The organism is Chitinispirillales bacterium ANBcel5 (assembly GCA_029688955.1).
GTDB classification, from domain to species: domain Bacteria; phylum Fibrobacterota; class Chitinivibrionia; order Chitinivibrionales; family Chitinispirillaceae; genus Cellulosispirillum; species Cellulosispirillum alkaliphilum.
In genome coordinates, this window is record JARUKZ010000018.1 from 80,807 (window position 1) to 98,355 (window position 17,549).

Here is a 17,549-nt window from a genome sequence, read left to right on the forward strand (position 1 = left end):
TTAGCTTTATCCTGCAGCAGCTAAGAGCTCTCTTAACTTTTTAATGTTTCCATCAAAATCAGAGGATGTATCAGTTGATTGGCGTAGAAATGTTTTTATATGTTGCTGAATTTTTATTGCTCTATCCACTCTTTCATTGGTTCCCGCTACATATGCGCCAATTTGGATCAGATCTTCATTTTCTCTGTAAGCTGCCATAAGATCTTTTATTCTACTGCTGATCGATACATGTTCCTTTTTTGCGATATCATTCATACACCTTGATATACTTTCAAGCACATCAATAGCTGGAAAGTGGTTTTGGTGTGCAAGTTTCCTTGATAGCACAATATGACCATCAAGAATCGATCGGGCAGTATCAGCTATAGGCTCATCCATATCATCACCTTCCACCAACACCGTAAAAAGCCCTGTAATGGTACCCTTATCAGAATTTCCGGCTCTTTCCAGAAATTGTGGTAGAAGCGAGAAAACCGAAGGCGTGTACCCTTTGGTGGCAGGGGGTTCGCCTACAGCAAGTCCTATCTCCCGTTGTGCCATTGCAAGGCGGGTAATTGAATCTGCCAGAAAAAGAACATTTTTACCCTGATCCCGGAAGTATTCGGCAATGGAAGCAGCAATAAGAGCACCTTTTATTCTTATTAGAGCAGGTTGGTCACTTGTGGCCACAACGAGCACCGACCTGGCCATACCTTCAGGTCCAAGATCACGTTCAATAAACTCTCTTACCTCTCTTCCCCGCTCACCGATTAAGGCAATGACATTAATATCTGATTTGCAGTTTTTAGCCATCATGCCCATCAGAACACTTTTTCCAACACCACTTCCCGCAAAGATTCCCATTCTCTGACCTTTGCCTATGGTGATCAAACTATCGATTGCTTTGATACCGGTATGAAATGGCTCGGTTATTCGGTTTCGGCTTAGTGGGTTTGGAACAGCAGAGAAGACCGATCTTTTATCGATGGTGTTAAGTGGTCCCTTGTTATCAATAGGAACACCTAAACCATTTAACACTCTTCCCAGTAGATTTTCACCGGTAGAAACCATCAATGGATGTCTTGTGGCAGATACAGTGAGCCCGGGGTGTATACCTTCAATGGTTCCAAGAGGCATCAGAAGAGTATTTTTCTTTCGAAACCCCACAACTTCGGCTTGTCCAACTCTGATACCATTTCTCTCAATGTTACAGATTTCTCCAATTGATGCAGCCGGACCATTTGAAACTATCATCAATCCAATGACTTCGATAATTCGCCCATGAATCCTGATCGGTTCTGAAGCATTTACCGTATCGAGTAGATAATTTAGCCGTTCTTCGATCTCGTTTTGAAAAAGTATCATGAATCATCCGGGATGGTTGGAGATTGACCTTCTGTTTGCTGTGACCAACTTTTTTCAATCAATGAATTTATTTCCTCCATCTGAACATCGATTCTTGCATCGACTAATCCGTTCCCCGACTCAATTATACACCCCCCCTTGTCTATTCTGTTGTCCTCTTCGATTACAATATCCTTAAGTCGTTCACTTACCGGTGCCCAGAACTCTTTTCCCTTCTTAACAGTTTCTAAATCCTGAGGAGATATTCGTATAATGATATCCTCTTTTTGTGATATGGAGCTAAGAGCTTTTTTAATAACTTTCAGCACTAGTTCATGATTAGTGGACAACTCAGCACCGATTATTTTTTTAGCGATTGCAAACGATACCCTCATCACAGCACCTTCAGAGCGCCAGATCATCTCCTTTTTTGATTTTTCCAGGTTTTGAAGGACAGTTAATATATTCTGCTGAAGCTTTTCTAACTGTGCGTTATATTCTTCATCAGCTCTTTTTTTACCGAGGATTTCCCCTTCAGCAACCCCCTCCTTTTTGCCCTTGTTATACGCGTTATTAACTGCCTGTTTTGCGATATTCTCTTTTCTTGTAATCTGATTTTTCAGTTCAAGAATCTTTTTTTCAAGCTCAAGAATATGCCTTTCATCGGCGCTTAAGATTCCGCTTTTATCAGGAGTATCAAATGATTCCAGATTGGGGGCATGAAGTGGGAAGTCGTTGTGTTCCTCAACCTTTTTGCGAAGAATTTTCTTCAACCCAACCGAAGCAGGATCTTTGGCTTTGAGGAGCTGATCTATAAGGGTTGGAACATTTTCTTCCTCAAAATTGTTATTATCCATAGCACTTCACCTTTATACGACTATGTCGTCCTCGCCACCGCGACCACTGATTATGATTTCGCCATCCTCTTCCAACCTTCTGACCACATCAACAATTCTTTGCTGAACCTCTTCCACATCTTTTAGCCGGATCGGGCCCATATACTCCATATCTTCCTTTATCATTTCAGAAGCACGTGATGACATATTTCTGAAGAATTTGTCCTGAAGCTCTTCTGAAGCACCCTTGAGCGCCATAGAAAGTTCCTTGGTATCTATCTCTTTTAATACCCGCTGCATCGAGCGATCATCCAGAAGAAGCACATCCTCGAAGACAAACATAAGGTTTTTAATTTCGGTGGCAAGTTCAGGATTGTCTCTTTCCAGATTTCCAAGAATATTCTTCTCAGCTCCCCGATCAACGCTATTAAGCATCTCTGCAACTGCTTTAACACCACCAACCTCAGATACATCACCGCCAAACAAGGATTTTATCTGACTGACCAGCACCTCTTCGACCTGATCGAGGGTTTCTGGTGAGATGCTTTCCATGGTTGCGATTCTTGTTGTAACGTCCACCTGCAACTCCTGGGGTAAGGAGGAGATGATCGGAGCTGCGTTGGTCGCGCTCATATGTGCAAGAAGAAGGGCAATGGTTTGGGGATGTTCTTTTTGAATAAAATTGACCAGCTGTTTTGGGTCGATATTCTCTAAAAGATTAAATCCTGTTGTTCTTATAGTTTGCTGAACTTTTTCCAGTATCTCCTTGGCTTTGCGAGATCCCAGTGCTTTTTCAAGCACTTCACGTGCATAATCGATTCCGCCCTGGGAGATGTACTGGTGGGCCATTGCAATTTCGTGAAACTCTTCCAGAATAGCTTCGCGTATTTCAGGTTGAACGTTTTCCAATCGTGCAATTTCGGTGGAAAGACGCTCCACATCTGCTTCATCGAGATTTTTAAAGATCTGGCCGGAAGCTTCAGACCCAAGAGCAACCATAACGATTGCGGCTTTAGCAGGACCCGGAATACCTGATACATCTACCGCTTTGGGTTTCTTGGAATCTTTGGGGGATACATAATTTTCTTTATAGAAACCTGCTTTTTCGTTGCGATCTAAAATGGGCATAATTCAGACCTTCATTAAATGGTACCAATGGCTAAATGCGCTCTTTGTAGTAATTCTTATATCACCCCACAACAATGAGTTGGAGAAAAAAATTACTACAATCTATTATACCATCCACACCATTTATTTCAAGATCTGTGTACTACTTTTTTCGTTTTGGTGCTGGCTGAGAAAGCCATTCTTTAATAATAGAGGAGATATTATCAGGCTCTTCTCTGGTCATCATCTCTACTCTTTCAAGAATTTCAGAATGATATCTGACATCTTCGGGAACTTCTGGTATAATATCTTCTGTAATTCCAAAGTTTTCCATTGCCGGAACGGGTGGATTCATTGCTTCAGACAGTATTCCGGCCACATATTTGAGAAAGACCATAAACACCAGAGCAATAATGAAAATTAGAACATATTTGGCAATAGTCATCCAGAACTCCCACTGCTCTCTGTTTTGCATATCCATTTGTTCGCGTCTTAGAAATTCATTATCAAACTGAATCGCCGAAACTGTAATCTGATCGCCACGGGTGATATCGTATCCAACCGCGTTTCTCACTATATCTTCTATGTTTTGAAGTTCCTCGGGACTACGCTCCACATAAATTTGCTCACCATTTTCACCCTGTTGATACCTTCCGTCCACAGCTACCGAAACAGTGAGGCGTTCTATATTACCGACTTCTCTAACCACCTGCTCAAGGGTTCTGTTGATTTCATAATTGGTAAGTGAGCGTTCGCGCGTGTGATCACCATCAGGAGCATTCTTGGTAAATTCTTCAATCAACTCTTCAGATCTTATAACTCTGCTTTCGGGATCAAACCTCTCGATTGTTTTTTCAACTCTGTCGAAGTCTAACACAGCAGAAACATTCACATATGCCTTGGAAGGACCAAGGATATTTAAGAGAAGCTGATTTGACTTTTTTTCAAGATACTGTTCCACATTTTGCTGTAGTTCCATATTTCTGGAGCTAATTATGGCGGTTTCATCCTGTGCATAAGGGTTTGAGAGAAGCCTGCCGTTGTAATCGAGGATTGAAATATTTTCGGGGCTAAGTCCATCCACACTGGATGAGACCAGATAGCTTATTCCCCGCACCTGGTCTCTTGATAGCTGATTACCATGGGTAAGATTTAATACTACCGACGCCTTTGAATCCTGCTGCTGGTCCAAAAAGATGGTATTTTCGGGAATAACTATGTGAACTCTGGCACTCCTGACTTCAGAAAGCCCCTCAATCGTTCTTTGAATCTCCCCTTCAAGGGCACGCCGGTGATTAAGCTTCTGGACGTAATCGGTCATTCCAAAATTGTTACCATCAAACAACTCATACCCCAACCCACGTTTTCGGGGAAGTCCTTCACGTGCAAGTGCCATCCGTGCCTCATAGAGCTGTGAGGCCTGTACCGTTACTGTACTTCCGTTATTCTGCATACGATACCGGAAATTATGATTATCAAGCTGCTCGGTAATAAGAGAAGCATCTTCGATATCCAGATTTGAGTATAAGACTCTATAGCCGCTTTCGGTCGATCCCGTACTATGCGACCAGATAAGAAGTCCTACCAGCCCAAAGAGGGTAAACCCTACCAGGGCAGAGGTAATAATTTTTTGTTGAAGCGAAAGTTTCTGCCACACAGCAGAAAGCTGAGTAATTAACTGCTTAAAAAAATCCGACATTCTGTTTCTTCCCCTAAAGCTCTTTGCAGAGTAAAATTTCAGCCAGTTCTATTGATAACACATCAGAGTCGTATTCGCATAACTTCCTGATATGCATCCATTACCTTGTTTCGAATTTCCATCATCATATTAAACGCCACATTGGCCTCTTCAACGGTAGACATTACCTGATGAACATCAGTGATTTCACCGGCAGCCATTTTTTTTATGGATTGATCTGCTTTATTTTGCATATCATTAACATCTTTTAGGAATCCATTCATAGTATCCTTAAAAGAGGGAGCACCAGAAGACGTTTTTTTAGGTTTTAACGGTGAATCGCCCCCTGTGTTTCCAACCGGTCCTATTTGATTGATATTCATAAGTTTAATCCCTCCAGTATACAGTTATGCTTTAAGCATAGGCATCGAATTTTGAACCAAGAGTCTTCCCACTTTTAGCTTTATCGGCAGATTGAAGATTCACTGAAGGAAGCTTTGAAGATTGAAACATCTTTACCTCTCTGGAGATAGTGCTCTTGGCTCCTGCTTTTTGATTGGTATCAGTTTTACCGTTAAAAGCGGTGCTGTTTCGTGCTCTGGCCTGCGAGGTAAGTTTCATAAACTGTGCCCAGGAGTCCTGAGAATTAACACCCTGTGTATTCATCCTTCTCTATCCCCTAACTTTGAAGTGCCTGCATAAGCATACTTTTGGTTGCATTAAACGCTGTTACATTGGCCTCATATGCTCTGGTTGCAGCGATCATATTGGTCATCTCTTCAATAACGTTTACGTTTGGCATCGCCACATATCCCCGTTCATCTGCATCCGGATGTGCCGGATCATGCACCATCCTTGCGGGACGTGAATCCTCCCTTATCTCTGAAACCTCAACACCACTTCCAAAGAACCGTTCATCGCGGGGAAAATTAGACGATGGAATAGGCATATGATTGCTTGAAGAGCTCCTGCCTTCAAGAGCAACTTCTTTATTTAAAATCCGTACATCCCGTTTATCACTCTGAGCATTAAACACCACAAACTGCCTTCTGTAGGGACCACCTTCAGGTGTTCGGGTTGTCTCTGCATTGGCCAGATTTGAAGAGATGGTGTTTTGGCGCGTTCGTTGTGCTCTCATCCCCGATGCGCTTATTGAAAGCCCCGAAAAAATACCTGTCATCGACATAGAATAATACTCCTTATTCCGTTATTATAGTGGCAATGCTCTGCCCTGAATCGAAGCATTGAGCTTTCTGTAGGTGCCCTGATTAAACCGTAACCCGTAGTTAAACATTATTTGCGTTTCTGCCAGCTTGGCCATCTCCATATCGATATCAACATTATTTACCCCACTTGGCAACGTTGGATCGTTTGGTTTATAGGCTCTGGCATTTACATCACCAACACCGCTTCTTCCAAGTCTCATATGATTGTTATTGGTTTGGCTCCCTTTGAGCCTGGTGGAGCTTAGTGCATTCCTCAACTCATCTTCAAATGAAACCTCCACACGACGATAGCCGGGGGTGGTCACATTGGCGATATTATTGGCGATCACACGGCTTCTTAACATCGATGCATCAAGGCTCTTCTTCACTACCGGATTTGGAGTTCGGTTAAAAAGTGCTTCTCTTAGCATAACTTTCCCTTTGTAGTACGTTTGAACGCTCTAATATGCAATAGGTATGCCACCTCTTTCAACGGATGAACCAAACTGATGCTCAACGTTAGCTAAATTAACTATGTGGTTGATTATACCAACATTGCACTGAAATGTCTATGCTGAAAGTAAGGAATGTTTTAGCAAACATTCGCAGTATCAAAGCGGTAATACTTGCCGGTCATGAGGAGCTTTTTTCCCCACCAACTGTATCTGCTTCATAAATAGAATAATTTCATGAAATCACAAAATTCCTAATCTTTTAGTTATCTGTTTGCTCAAAGGTTATTTTTATGTTTTAGGGTAGGAAATTTGCTGTTAGTTATAACACCAAAACTGCGATCAAATAACCCCAATTCAAAATCTGTAGACCGGAGCTAAGTATGATCAAAGAAACCGAAAAACTGATCGTGACTATAGATACCTCTGCTTACCGTCCTCTGAATGAGCAGGAGAAGAAATCACTCACAGAAAACAGAAACAGAGCAATTGATTGGAAAACTATATATGTAAAAGATGGCTTTGATCCTTCAAGGGTTCATGGTTGTACATTTTGGGGCAGTGTTTATATCGGTTCCTTTTCCAAAGAATCCCTTTCCCACGATAACCTTATCTTGCCGGTAGGAATCTATGACAGCTTTATCACCGATTGTATTATCGAGGACAATGTGGCCATGCATAAAGTGTCCTACTGCAAAAACGTCTCGATTAACAGCGAGGTAATACTGTTTAACTGTGCTGAAGTGGATTGTTCTGAAGAACCCTGTTTTGGAACAGGGATAGATAGATGGGGAAAAGAGGTCAACAAAGTAAGCATTATTAATGAAAATGGTGGCAGGGCCATTTTACCTTTCATTGGGATTAATTGCACAGATGCTTTTATATGGTCAAAATATAGAGATGATCTTCAGTTGCTCGAAAATTTCCAGGCCTTCAGTGCCCAGGCTGCTAAAACGGTGGCAGGTAAGGAAGGAGTCATTTCAGCTAAATCGGTTGTTATAAATGCAAAAAGCATCAGAAATGCAATCATTGGGGAAGGGACTGTTATAGATTCGGCTGAGCGATTAGAAAATGTGACCATACTATCCGATCTCTCTGAACCAACCGTTATCGGCTCTGCAGTTATCATTAAAGATTCAATCATTGGCTATGGTAACACAATCGAAACTGCCACTCAACTCTATTCCAGTGTATCGGGGACTGCTGTTTCTGTAAGCCAGTGTTCGCGAATAACCGAATCATTTATCGGTGATAACGCCCATGTGTGTTGCTGTGAAATAGCAAATGCGCTTCTCTCCCCTTCCCACGCGCAGCATCATAACAACTCATTTCTTATCGCCTCAATGATCGGTGGTCAGAGTAATATCGCGGCAGGCGCAACAATTGGTTCAAACCACAACAGCCGTGTTAATGACGGAGAGGTGTGGGCAAAGCGCGGCTTTTGGCCGGGGCTGTGTGTTTCGCTTAAACACAACAGCTCTTTTGCTTCCTTCACCATGATCGCAAAGGGCGATTACCCTTCCGAAATAGATCTTAAACTTCCCTTTTCACTTCTCTGCCCGGATAGAGAGAACAACTCAACAGTACTTATTCCGGCCTTCTGGTTCACCCATGACATGTATGCATTTATGAGAAATGCCCTGAAATTTAAAAAGAGGGATAAGAGAGTTCATCGCCACCAGTTTATCGAACATGAAGTACTCGCTCCCGACACTGTGGAGGAGATGTTTTCAGCTATGGATTTGCTTGAACTGTTAGTAGGTAAATCCTTTTATATAAAAGAGTACGGTAGAATAAACGGTTTATCTGATAAAGAACTCATAGCAAAGGGAAATGAGCTTTTAACGAAAAAGCCTGAAATCTGCTCATCGTTAACGATCACTGTGGATAATGTTGAGCGCGGGAACAAAAATATGTGGGTGAAGAACTGTTGCTCTGCATGGTCAGCCTACAAAATGATGATTCGTTATTATGCCATAAAGAGTATCGTTAATTACCAAAAAAGCCCCTTAACGTTTAGCCAAATAAAGGATCTAATGCCTGAGAAGCGTTCTGTTGATTGGGTAAACTGTGCCGGAATGCTGCTCTCCAAAGCAGATCTTAGCGACTTAAAAGAAAGAGTCTACTCTGGTAACATAAAGGATTGGAATCAGGTACATGAATTCTACAAAAAGCTTGAAGGCAGTTATAAAGATAAGGTAGTCCAACACGCTCTAAGCTCGCTTACTGCATTAAATGGTCTTGGAAAAGAGAGTTACGGTTCTAAAGACTTTTTACATGATCTTGATTCCTGTGCGGCTGATTGTGAAAAAATAGCCTACTTAACCCGCTCTTCCAGAGAAAAGGACTATTTATCACCATTTCGGCTCTCAGTTTATGATAACAGCAAAGAGATGGAGAGTGTACTTGGCCCGCTCAGTGATGACGGTGTTATTTTAGAGACTGAGCAGGAGATGAGGCGTTTGAAGGAGAAAATCGAAGAGCTTAGAACAGTTGATAGCAGTTGGAAGTAGACTCGGGCCTTATATCATTCGCCTTTGGTTTTGTTGTAGGGTTAGGTGTACTTATTCAAAAACAAAAAAAGTACTCTACATCTTCAATTGTTTATTAGTTTTGTTTGGATCAAAATACCCTGTCCAGTTTCGAACCAATTGTTCTATTTGGGTTTCCTTGTGCCCAGCCATTCGAAATATTTCAGAATAAAAATTGCACACAGTGGATTTGGCGTTGTAAATGTAGCTGGTATCAAGAGTGTCAAATAAACTGGTATTCGTTAACCCTATGAGTTTGGTGTCATGCCAATCTAATTCTTCATATGTATGTTGAAAATGGAGTAACGCATTGCGAATTCGCCTATATTCTTCAAATGCCTTGCCTGGTTTTGTGTTTATAAAATTTTTCTTAAAAAACATTTCTGGCCATTTCCGTAACTTTTGCTCCAATCCAAAACGTCGATCTGTCATTTGCTGAAGGACGTTATTCTTCAATTCCAGATATGGTGGTTGCTCAACTAATTCACGAAAAAATGTATTAAGGAAAGCTTCTACTGCTCCCACTGTCATAAAAATCGCCATCATTGAGTAGTTAGGGATATCTAGTTCGAATGTCATATTTCCAGCAGCACGCTCGATTAGTTCAATACTTCGACAAAAATTTCTTGTTACCAGTTGTGGAGATGATTTACTTGTTTTATTATCCATCATTTTTGAATTGGTCATTTTACTCAATCCGAATTATTATTTAGGTGTCATAAGGACTTGTGCTGTATATGAGGCGTGATAGATCTCCGGTGATATTGCTCTGCTGTTCACAGCAGAACTAAAACCATCGGCCACATACAGATTAATCATTGAAGTTCAAATCAGCACTCTAATAACGCTTTAAGATTACCTAAGCATTTCCTTTAGTGTTCATGCATCAGAGTCCACCAACGGTATGGTCGAATCTCGGTTGATTCAAAGTTTCAAAATATCTGTTTTTTGACCCTCTATTATCCACACCAATTCAGTACCATCTTTTAGTGTACTATTGGCTTATAAGAAGAAGTTAATGTGATAATATTTAAACTTATTAATCAAAAACTTCCACCTTTATCCTTCTATTATATTCTACTATGTATTGATTTACAATCTCCATAGCTTTATTTTCTATTAATAAAATATTTATACTGTCTTAAAATACTTGGATTTATGTTGTCCTGGAAGCCACCAGTTTCTGTATATAATTTCTTAATTTCCGTCATTATTAATATCTGCCTTAAGCCAATGATTCTTGTTTTTGAAAGCTTGCCAACTTTTTTCAGTTTGACTTATTATTTCATTAAATTCTTGCTCTGTTAAAAGATCTTCTACCTGAAGTGCTTTCATTTTTCTCCAAAATCACTTAAAAGTTGATTTGATAAAGTTTTTATTTTTTTAAACAGAGAGTCATTTTTATTTATCTCAAGCTGATATATTTCTTCTCCTCTCATGATTTCTATTTCTGCTATCTTATAAAACTTTCCATCTATATATTTCAAAGCACATACTCGTGTATATTTTTCTAAAATAGCAAAATCTAAAGCATAAACCTTATCATTATCTAAAAAGTAATAATCCCGGATTAAGCTTCTTGCATCAGTATATTTAAGGTATTCAAATTCACCACAATCATTTCTTTTAAACAAAAAAAAGTCCTTTAATCTAGCAGATCCTTTATAGATAAGCTCTACTAAAGCAAAATCTGTTTCTCCGTCATTCTTCAAATCTAATAAGTACATAAAGTTAAACAAAATGTCATCCATTATCGAAGAAAATGGAACCATATCACCATTCACAATATTCTCAATCTTTATTTCAGGATCAATCCCGACATATTCCAAATCAAAATCAACAGCTTGTTTTAAGCCAAAATCTTGATTTAATAACTCATCTTCATTCCCTTCTTGCAAGGCTATTATCACCTTTTCGATAAAATAATCATTACTTTCATCCCAATCATATTCTTCTGCATAACTTATTGTGACAGGTAAAACTAACAAAACTAAAAATAAAGAAGAAATTATTAGACTGTTATATTTATACATTAAAACACCTTTTGTATTTGATTTTTAGTTACAAACTTGCTGCTAATTAACAAAAAAAACACCCATCAGTTCATAATGTATGAGGTGCTACACACTTTTTGTTCACTCGATTCCTGCAAACTTATAGCCAACTCTTTCTACTGTTTTTTTTAGCTTACTTTCATCACCATTACCAATTAATGTTACAACTGTATTATTATTCACTGCAATTACTCCAGAAACTTTTTATAACTTATCCTTTTCATGTGACTCACAAAATGACATGTCATACCATTAACCTCGTTGTTTTTTTCATAAAATCAATCCTTATATTTAATATCAATTTGAATACTATTACAGACATATTAAGCGAATATGTTCTTATTATCAAATGGATAGGACATTTTCTTCTTCTCTGTTCACGCCATATCCGACCACTGCCACCCCACCCCGCGCAAACGAACATTGAACATCTTGTATCGTTTTTTCCTGGCGTTGGTCTTGGGGTATGTGGCTGTTCAAATATAGCTGAATTTGGCCCGTAGAGCAACGATTGGGGGGGTATGGCTCACGCGGACCCTCGCTGCATGGGCTCCTTTTACAGCTTGCAGTGCTTCAGGATGGTTTGATTCCCTTGCCGTAATTGGGGTCGGACCAGAATTGAACAACCGAATTGCCCAAATTGAGCTGCAATGGGCAAAACCATCTCTCTTATAGCCAAATATCCCGGGCTTAGAGCTCGATGGAAGGGCATCTCATCAAGCTCTAAGGATCTAAAATGTGCACCTCCCAAGCCTTATCGATAAAGGTTTAAAGCACGATTCTCTTGGGATACAGAATAGGGTGCCCCCAGTTCCTTAACCAGAACCAATACCTAAAAAATTAGTAGCCAACACCAGCTTCGTTAACTCTTTTAATACATCATACATAAACCACTACCTACCCCATAGAATTAGACCCACTACGTGCGCTTGGACACTAATAAGAAATAGGGCTGCCTGGAAATTAAAGGTTCCAGGCAGCCCCGTTCTCATTCAAAAGAGTGGTCTCAGCGTACTATTATTTTGTTGCTGTAGCTGAAATTGCCTTCTGTTACTTTAACTATAAATGCGCCCCTGCTAAGTTTTGAGTCATTGAGCGATATGTTCATTTCTCCTTCGGCAGAACGATGATGTGAGGAGAAGTGAACACGTCTGCCACTAAGATTGTAGATGCTTACATCGAAAACACCGTTCCGGGGCTCTGAGAACCTTATGCTAAGTTTGGCACCAGTGGTTTGCATGTTAAGAGTAATGCCATTATCTCTTCTTGATTTCGCAAATGGCTGGCGAGTACTACTTGTTGTGTGAGCGAAACCGTGTACTTCATGACCAGAATACAAGGCAACAAGCGCACTGGAAAGGTAAGAGAAGGAGGCGCTCCAGTTTATAGCGGTTTCGTTGGCTGCGTAACTGCACCAGTGATCTATATAAGAAGTGGCCGGAAGATTGACGTATGTTTCGCATCCATCCTCAGTAATATCGGGGTTATTGTGGCTTTGCGGACCGCCCACTATAAATCCCGGGATAGGTGCTGCAATCCCATCTGCGTCCATGACTCTGTGGTGAGGATTTTGGGGTGATCTTCGTCCAAAACCAGTGACAAAAGAAAGGTCAAGTGGGTTGCGGCCAAGAAGGTAATCTATCTGGTTAAACGCGGCATTCAAATATTTCGGGTCGCTGGTTACGTAGTAGGCATGCAGAAGTGCAATCCCCTGATTGGCAGCCACGCTGTTACTACCCCAGACAAAATCAGGCACTTCCATGGAAACGATATAGCCGTTTTGCTGATTGTCGAGTAGTGTGTCTGCAAGAAGCAAGAGCCGATCCCTGGCAAGGCTTATAACTGTGCTGTCAAATTTGCTGTCATTGCTTAGAATCGTGTAAAGTCCCAGACCTCCTGTACCCTGCCAGTCCGGGGTTGTAAGCGTGGGGATTGTTAGCAAATAGGAGTGGTATTCAGATGAATCGGTCGAAGCATAGAGCTCTGCTGCTGCCCAGTAGAACTCATCTTCAACGTAGGTGTCATCATACATGCCGGTATTGGATCCCTCAGGGTTTTCTGTGAAATAGATCTCGGGATTAGCTTGCGCCCAGGCAAATGCTCTCTTTGCGGCTTCAAGGCATTCATCGGCAAAGGTTTTGTCAAAAGGGGTAAAGATGCGGCTGGTTTTGGCCATTACGGCTGCAAAATTAAGAGCCGCTGCAGTGGACTTTTGAAACACAAAACGCTCCTGAGTGCTCTCATGGGGCATAACCCGTCCATCAAATCCGAGAGGGGTTAGTTTGTGGAAAACTCCACCGTCAATATCCTGCATTGTGAACATCCAATCAAGATTCCATCTGATTTCATCCAGAATGTCAGGGGTAGTATTGCCACTTTCAGGAATGTTTAACGAAAGATCTTTGAAGTATTCAGGGAAGTGCTGATATAAAAGAAGAAGCGTGTAGGTCGTGATACCGGAATTTACCACATATTTTCCATAATCACCTGCATCGTACCAGCCCTTGGGGCTGGAAATTGGTCCTCCTGTCGCACCATCATAGAAACGGCCGATGGACTCATCTCTGTGTCCCATGGGGCGTGCGTATATTCCGGCATATTCAGGAAGAAGGTCGATTGAAACACGTTGAAAGTAAAACGATCTGAGACTGGCAATTGACAGCTCTTTGTATGGATCTTCGCTAATTACAAAATCACGACTGATTTTGGTATAGTTTTTATAAACTGCGTAGGTTCCTGGTTGAGTTACTGATGAAAAATCGATTGTCCGAACTCTTTCTTCCGATGGTTGGTAGCTGCGCTCAGCAGATGCCTCTCCTGTCCACACAACCGTGCCGTCACTGTCTCGCACCTCGAAGGAGCCCCCGCTGCTGTTGCGCAGCACCGCCTGCTTGGGGCCACTTACGTGTAATCCAACCTGGTTTATCAGTGCAAACTCATCACTGGGGTTGCCACCCGGTGTTTGGGATTCTGTCACTGAAATAGATACAATAGTGAAGTTGGTGTTACACATACCACCATTTAGAAAAAACCTTGCTCTGGAGTCATCAACAGAACTGTTCTCCCATTCAATCTCAAATTCTGAAAGATTGTCCTCTCTAAAAAGCCCATCAGCTTCTATATACGAGGTGTAGTCTCCGCCATCCTGGCCGATACCCAACACAACCCGTTTGTCTCCACCATTCCCAATGCCACTGAAGCTGATTGTGTAAGTGTAGCCAGGACGTAGGTGTATTTCCTCCTGAGTCATCTGTACATCCCACATTTGACTTCCACCGCTTGTTATGTCAAAGAGAAGTCCCGTGCCCCAACTACCGGTTACTTCACTCACGGTACCTGAAAGCCGGGCGTCCCAGTCATCAGTTCCAGAAGAAAAGTTGCCGTTTCTAAGCAGTTCCTGAGCCGAAAGACTCAGCGTTATTAACATAATGATTAGAGGTGTAAAATACCTTGAAGGCATTTTTATACTCCTTTTTTTTGGTGAATGGTGCCCATTTTTGTTCTGTGGTGACTATTATTAGTATGTTTATTAATGCAAATGGTTCAGTGTTGTTGGGGTCGGACCAGATTTAGGCAACCTAGTGTTGTGGAACACAATTAAGTTGAAGTATTTGATTCTATTTATTATATTGTTTCTATGGCAAAGACAATCTCAATTATTGAATTAACATCTGATGAGATAAAAGAGTTATCTCGTCGCACTAATTCCTCTCTTACTTCGAAGCGAGATCACACACGTGCTCAGATAATTCTCATGCGCAGCAAGGGTATGCGCCAAATAGATGTTTCTAAAAAGCTTAATGTTAGTGTCGCTTGTGTTAATAAGTGGTGCCAGCGTTTTGAGCGAGAGGGTCTAAACGGGCTTATCGATAAAAAAGGGCGGGGAAGAAAAGAATCTCTTCCATTGAGCAAAGTTGAGAAGATTATTACAAGTGCTACCCAGCCTCCTAAACCTCTTAAAAGATGGTCAACACGCAAAATGGCTGAACACGTTGGAGTTTCTCATAGTACAGTTCGTAGAATTTGGAACAAAAACGAATTAAAACCGCACATACAGAAAACTTTCAAAATATCCACAGACAAAGATTTCGAAAAAAAGTTTTGGGATGTAATTGGTTTATATTTGGACCCTCCAGAGAAATCACTGGTGCTTTGTTGTGATGAAAAGAGTCAGTGTCAGGCACTTGAGAGAACACAGCTATCTCTGCCTCTTGGTCTTAATGGGTATGTAAAGACTACAACGCACGATTACAAGCGCCATGGCACTGTAACACTTTTTGCTGCTTTGCATTATCTTGAGGGAAAAATAATAAGCAGAATCGAGCAGAAGCACACGCATGTTGAGTGGTTACGTTTTTTAAAACAAATAAACAGAGAAACACCAAAAGATCTGACAATCCACATTATAGCAGATAATTACTGCACACATAAACATGAAAAGGTAATAGCGTGGCTAGAGAAAAATCCACGTTTCAAAATACATTTTACACCCACTGGTAGTTCTTGGATGAATTTGGTAGAAAGATTCCTTCGGGATATAAGCGAAGAGTGTATTAGGTATGGTAGTTTTTCAAGTGTAAAAGAACTTGAAAATGATATATATCAATATTTAGAGCAAAGAAATCAATCTCCGCGGAAATACAGCTGGAATGCTGATGGAGAAAAAATTCTTGAAAAAATTCAACGAGCAAGAGCTAAGCTGGAAAATGTTATTAATTCTACATAAATAGGTTCCGCTACACTAATTGCCCAATTGGAGCTGCAATGGGCAAAAACATCTATCTTCAAGCCAAATATTCCGGGCTTAGAGCTCGATGGGAAGGCATCTCATCAAGCTCTAAGAATCTAAATTGGTGCACCACCCAGGGGCCTTCATAGCCGCCATTAACAGTAATGGTCAGAATGTAACTATCGTAAATTCAATCGATAAATACACCTGAATACACTTTCTTAAGTAGAATATTGCTATTTTACCCCTGTGCTGTTTATATTACCTATCAGATTGGAAGTTTAATTGCAGTAACTCTAATTCATCATCTCTTTAGACTGGAAAGAAAACTATGAAAGTCGCCCTATTACTGATCACTGCAACTCTTTTTATCGGCTGTAACTCTGTTGGTACCGATAATTACGATAATTACGAAAACAAATCCATGATATCCCAACTAAACAGATCTGATATTACTGAGATCCAGGTACACTATTATGAGTCACTGATTGCATCTGTTCCATTTCAGGAAAAAGAGATATCAGATCAAACTACGATTGAGAAAGTAGTCGAACTTCTCGGAACACTTCCATCAAAAGGTGACATAATGATCAGATGGTCCAATGAAGCCTTAAAAACAAAAATTGTTCTCCTTGATTCCAAGGGGAATACAGATACAATCATTATGATTAATGGCATGGTTCAAACCTCAGACACATCATTTTTTAACCCAGTAAGAGAGGAAGAGATTGAACTTTGGGAACTTCTGGAAAGCCTAAAACACGTGACCATATAATATAGCTGGATTATCATCTGCTTACCGATGACAACTTCCGCACTCTCCTGCTGAGCTCCTCATACCTTTCACCGATCAGCACCTTATCCTGATCGGTGATATGAGTTTTTGGTGAGATATACTCTATAGGCAGCTTATCATCGGTATTAGCGGATACCCGCCCCAGTGGTCTTCAGCGATAGTACCGATATAGTTAATTAACAAATCATCCATTGTGTAATCAGTTCTGTTTGCCGGCAAACCGAGTATGCGTCGTTGGGGTCGGACCAGATTTAGTCAACCTAATTGCCCAAATTGAGCTGCAATGGGCAAAAACCTCTATCTTCAAGCCAAATATCCCGGGCTTAGAGCTCGATGGGAAGGCATCTCATCAAGCTCTAAGAATCTAAAATGGTACACCTCACAAAGCCCATCGATAGAGGATCGAAGCACGATTCTCTTTAGATACAGAATAGGGTATCCCCAGTTCCTTAACAAGGCTCACCTCTTTTTCCACATGGGTTGTGCTTTTCGCCACCATTCTTTCTTTAGGACGCTCGTGAACTGAACGAACAAATTCAGAGCTCCAAAAGCAACACTGGATGTACAGTAGTCATCATGTTTCAAACCACCTTACGTTACTGCGGACCCAAAAAAACATCCAGCGGTAAACTAAATTTTTCCGAACTTTCACCCTTACAATAGGCATTTCGTCTGGTCCGACCCCAAAAACGCGCAACGGCTCGAAAATCTCTTAATTATGAGGTATCCCTTCATCACTCGGATTTGGGGAATACCCGGCATTTGGCATGCGAGGCCCCAGTGACAAACTTTTACCTCCGTATCCCACACCCTGAGGTGTCGCCAGCCAAACTTTTAC

General features: G+C 41.0%; 15 protein-coding genes. 3 read left to right on the top strand and 12 right to left on the bottom strand.

Annotated features, from left to right (window positions below):
• Positions 1–6: 6 nt before the first annotated feature.
• From fliI to flgB, 8 genes are all read right to left on the bottom strand, one after another.
• Positions 7–1,344 carry a flagellar protein export ATPase FliI gene (gene fliI / locus QA601_11180; protein ID MDG5815645.1) on the bottom strand — a complete coding sequence of 446 codons (1,338 nt, stop codon included), beginning with the start codon at positions 1,342–1,344 and terminating at the stop codon, positions 7–9.
• Positions 1,341–2,180, bottom strand: coding sequence for a FliH/SctL family protein (locus tag QA601_11185; GenBank protein ID MDG5815646.1), 840 nt, complete (start codon positions 2,178–2,180; stop codon positions 1,341–1,343). The genes fliI and QA601_11185 overlap by 4 nt, the downstream gene beginning before the upstream one ends.
• Positions 2,181–2,192: 12 nt before the next feature.
• A complete protein-coding gene (gene fliG, locus QA601_11190) occupies positions 2,193–3,287 on the bottom strand; it encodes a flagellar motor switch protein FliG (protein ID MDG5815647.1) in 1,095 nt (364 codons plus the stop codon).
• Positions 3,288–3,429: 142 nt separating this feature from the next.
• Complete coding sequence (gene fliF / locus QA601_11195; protein MDG5815648.1) at positions 3,430–4,965, bottom strand: flagellar basal-body MS-ring/collar protein FliF; 1,536 nt, start codon at positions 4,963–4,965, stop codon at positions 3,430–3,432.
• 62 nt (positions 4,966–5,027) lie between these two features.
• The gene (fliE, locus tag QA601_11200) at positions 5,028–5,327 is read right to left on the bottom strand and encodes a flagellar hook-basal body complex protein FliE (GenBank protein MDG5815649.1); all 300 of its coding nucleotides are present in this window, start codon (positions 5,325–5,327) and stop codon (positions 5,028–5,030) included.
• Positions 5,328–5,358: 31 nt separating this feature from the next.
• The gene (locus QA601_11205; protein MDG5815650.1) at positions 5,359–5,610 is read right to left on the bottom strand and encodes a hypothetical protein; all 252 of its coding nucleotides are present in this window, start codon (positions 5,608–5,610) and stop codon (positions 5,359–5,361) included.
• Positions 5,611–5,623: 13 nt separating this feature from the next.
• Positions 5,624–6,130 carry a flagellar basal body rod protein FlgC gene (gene flgC / locus QA601_11210; protein ID MDG5815651.1) on the bottom strand — a complete coding sequence of 169 codons (507 nt, stop codon included), beginning with the start codon at positions 6,128–6,130 and terminating at the stop codon, positions 5,624–5,626.
• 24 nt (positions 6,131–6,154) lie between these two features.
• Entirely contained in the window at positions 6,155–6,580 is a 426-nt protein-coding gene (flgB, locus tag QA601_11215; protein MDG5815652.1) for a flagellar basal body rod protein FlgB, read from the bottom strand.
• A 404-nt stretch (positions 6,581–6,984) separates the two neighbouring features.
• Here flgB and QA601_11220 point away from each other — a divergent pair, with 404 nt between their 5' ends.
• Positions 6,985–9,114, top strand: a complete 2,130-nt coding sequence (locus tag QA601_11220) for a DUF4954 family protein (GenBank protein MDG5815653.1) — start codon at positions 6,985–6,987, stop codon at positions 9,112–9,114.
• Positions 9,115–9,189: 75 nt separating this feature from the next.
• Here the strand turns inward: QA601_11220 and QA601_11225 are convergent, their stop codons facing one another.
• The 4 genes from QA601_11225 to QA601_11240 all read right to left on the bottom strand — a co-directional run bounded on the left by QA601_11225 (position 9,190) and on the right by QA601_11240 (position 14,646).
• Complete coding sequence (locus QA601_11225; protein MDG5815654.1) at positions 9,190–9,819, bottom strand: hypothetical protein; 630 nt, start codon at positions 9,817–9,819, stop codon at positions 9,190–9,192.
• Between the two features lie 510 nt (positions 9,820–10,329).
• On the bottom strand, positions 10,330–10,467 hold the full coding sequence (locus tag QA601_11230; GenBank protein MDG5815655.1) for a hypothetical protein: 138 nt from the start codon (positions 10,465–10,467) through the stop codon (positions 10,330–10,332).
• Positions 10,464–11,165 (bottom strand): hypothetical protein, encoded by a 702-nt coding sequence (locus QA601_11235; protein MDG5815656.1) that lies wholly within the window; start codon positions 11,163–11,165, stop codon positions 10,464–10,466. The genes QA601_11230 and QA601_11235 overlap by 4 nt, the downstream gene beginning before the upstream one ends.
• 1,027 nt (positions 11,166–12,192) lie before the next feature.
• Positions 12,193–14,646: a glycoside hydrolase family 9 protein gene (locus tag QA601_11240; GenBank protein MDG5815657.1), complete on the bottom strand. Its 2,454-nt coding sequence runs from the start codon at positions 14,644–14,646 to the stop codon at positions 12,193–12,195.
• A gap of 177 nt (positions 14,647–14,823) precedes the next feature.
• On the opposite strand from QA601_11240, the gene QA601_11245 reads away from it, so the two are divergent.
• Both QA601_11245 and QA601_11250 read left to right on the top strand, forming a co-directional pair.
• Positions 14,824–15,912 (top strand): IS630 family transposase, encoded by a 1,089-nt coding sequence (locus QA601_11245; protein MDG5815658.1) that lies wholly within the window; start codon positions 14,824–14,826, stop codon positions 15,910–15,912.
• Between the two features lie 334 nt (positions 15,913–16,246).
• A complete protein-coding gene (locus QA601_11250; protein MDG5815659.1) occupies positions 16,247–16,690 on the top strand; it encodes a hypothetical protein in 444 nt (147 codons plus the stop codon).
• The last annotated feature ends 859 nt before the right edge of the window (positions 16,691–17,549 follow it).

Excerpts from the sequence above, each read along its gene's own strand:
- QA601_11220 (MDG5815653.1), top strand. The coding sequence starts at position 6,985 with ATGATCAAAGAAACCGAAAAACTGATCGTGACTATAGATACCTCTGCT.
- QA601_11205 (MDG5815650.1), bottom strand. The coding sequence starts at position 5,610 with ATGAATACACAGGGTGTTAATTCTCAGGACTCCTGGGCACAGTTTATG.
- QA601_11245 (MDG5815658.1), top strand. The coding sequence starts at position 14,824 with ATGGCAAAGACAATCTCAATTATTGAATTAACATCTGATGAGATAAAA.
- QA601_11230 (MDG5815655.1), bottom strand. The coding sequence starts at position 10,467 with ATGAAAGCACTTCAGGTAGAAGATCTTTTAACAGAGCAAGAATTTAAT.
- flgB (MDG5815652.1), bottom strand. The coding sequence starts at position 6,580 with ATGCTAAGAGAAGCACTTTTTAACCGAACTCCAAATCCGGTAGTGAAG.
- QA601_11225 (MDG5815654.1), bottom strand. The coding sequence starts at position 9,819 with ATGACCAATTCAAAAATGATGGATAATAAAACAAGTAAATCATCTCCA.
- fliI (MDG5815645.1), bottom strand. The coding sequence starts at position 1,344 with ATGATACTTTTTCAAAACGAGATCGAAGAACGGCTAAATTATCTACTC.
- QA601_11250 (MDG5815659.1), top strand. The coding sequence starts at position 16,247 with ATGAAAGTCGCCCTATTACTGATCACTGCAACTCTTTTTATCGGCTGT.
- fliE (MDG5815649.1), bottom strand. The coding sequence starts at position 5,327 with ATGAATATCAATCAAATAGGACCGGTTGGAAACACAGGGGGCGATTCA.
- flgC (MDG5815651.1), bottom strand. The coding sequence starts at position 6,130 with ATGTCGATGACAGGTATTTTTTCGGGGCTTTCAATAAGCGCATCGGGG.
- QA601_11235 (MDG5815656.1), bottom strand. The coding sequence starts at position 11,165 with ATGTATAAATATAACAGTCTAATAATTTCTTCTTTATTTTTAGTTTTG.
- QA601_11185 (MDG5815646.1), bottom strand. The coding sequence starts at position 2,180 with ATGGATAATAACAATTTTGAGGAAGAAAATGTTCCAACCCTTATAGAT.
- fliF (MDG5815648.1), bottom strand. The coding sequence starts at position 4,965 with ATGTCGGATTTTTTTAAGCAGTTAATTACTCAGCTTTCTGCTGTGTGG.
- fliG (MDG5815647.1), bottom strand. The coding sequence starts at position 3,287 with ATGCCCATTTTAGATCGCAACGAAAAAGCAGGTTTCTATAAAGAAAAT.
- QA601_11240 (MDG5815657.1), bottom strand. The coding sequence starts at position 14,646 with ATGCCTTCAAGGTATTTTACACCTCTAATCATTATGTTAATAACGCTG.